2 protein-coding genes are annotated in these 1583 nt (G+C 42.6%); both read right to left on the bottom strand.

From position 1 onward, the window contains the following. Positions 1-150 precede the first annotated feature (150 nt). A complete protein-coding gene (locus K1F36_RS18595) occupies positions 151-288 on the bottom strand; it encodes a hypothetical protein (protein WP_220115126.1) in 138 nt (45 codons plus the stop codon). Between the two features lie 273 nt (positions 289-561). Then, positions 562-1583, bottom strand: a 1022-nt coding sequence (locus tag K1F36_RS18590; RefSeq protein WP_220115125.1) for a PAS domain-containing sensor histidine kinase, incomplete at its 5' end; no start/stop codon positions are given.

The following is a 1583-nucleotide window of genomic DNA, read 5'->3' as shown; positions in this document are numbered from 1 at the left end:
TCACCCGTGATATTGACTTTGCCGTGCTTGTGAACGATAATTGGAAACGCCGGACATAGTATACCACCTTCGCCGGATAGAATTGAGCACCCTCAAGACTAGCGCAAAAGACTGATTTTAAAATCACTAAATCCAAAAATTAGGTGGTTCTCATTTTCCGTCTTTGGTGGTCTCAACCATCCGGCTCATCCAACAAGCCTTGGCAATTTCCTTTAAATATGCATTGGTCTTTTGATTGCTGTATACGGGCAGCAAGCCAATAGGGCCAAAAAGAAAGCGTTTGCCCAACTCAGTGAAAATGAAATTAAGGATATCGAATACAGATATAACCTTATTTTCAATTCTTAAAAAAAAAGTACTTCAGCAATCAACACTGCGTTTTGTCGCATAATTTCATTGTTCCTCTATAAAACCAATCAAATTTTTACATTAAACTGCCAAAGAACAAAATGTTTTAAACACGGTCGATTTAGAAGCTATGATTGACCCTTCCTGATAATGGACTTGCAACATTACTTCAAGGTGCACCAAGAAGTGGGTTCGATGTTCCGGTAGGCACATTTATGGGATAGACGAATTGGGATGCTCCTTGAAGGTGATCGTAAAGGTAGTTCCTTGGTTTACTTTACTGTCCGCCTCGATACTCCCACCATTATCGGTCACTTTCTGATGTACTAAATACAGGCCGACCCCTTTACTGTTGTTCCCACCGTGGTGGCCCTGGTCCAGTTTGAAAAGTTGGTGGCCTACCTTTGCCATATCAAAGCCGATACCATTGTCCCTATATCTTAAGATGTGTTTTCCGCCCGCTATTGTACTATGGATCGTGATGACGGGAGCGACCCCGGACTTGGAGTACTTTATGGAATTGGTGATCAAGTTGAGAAATACACTTTCCAAGGCTTGGGGCTTGAACCATACGACAGGAAGTGCAGAAAAGTCTATGTGGAACTGCGTGCCCGATTGCTTGATCAAATTTCCAATGGAGTGTTGTACCTTATGGAGCACATCCATCAGGTCGGTTCTGGACAATTGTCTTTGTGTGGTGTCAATTTCCTTGAAGGCATCTATATGCGAGTTCATCGTCTCTATCAAACTATTGGTGCATACTTTGATCATAGCCAATATTTCCTGGGTCTCGGTATCCATTACCTTATCCAGATCGATCAGGTTGACCAATGAGATGAGATTGTTTACCGGGGACCTTAAATCGTGGGCGGTGGTATAATTCAGTTGTTTTAGCTCCTTATGGGCCATGGAAAGATCGTTCAAATGGGAGAGCTGCTGCTTTTGTAGTTCCTTTTTATGGGTGATGTCCTTTGCAATAGCATAAACCAAGCCTTGATCGGGCAGGGGAACCGATGTCCAGTGCAACCAGACCAATTTTCCGGATTTGCTGACATACCTGTTTTCAAAATTGACCAAGGGAACGTTTTCCAAGAGTTTTTGTCTTTTCTCGGCCGTGAGTTCACGATCCTCGGGATAAATGAATTCCGAGATTTTTTTTGACATCAATTCCGCTTTGGAGTAGCCTAACATTTCGATGAAACCTGGATTGATGTCCACAAAATATCCTTCAAAGT

Origin of the sequence: Flagellimonas abyssi, assembly GCF_019457905.1 — a bacterium.
Taxonomy (GTDB): Bacteria; Bacteroidota; Bacteroidia; order Flavobacteriales; family Flavobacteriaceae; genus Flagellimonas; species Flagellimonas abyssi.
This window is presented reverse-complemented; position numbering and strand designations above follow the sequence as displayed.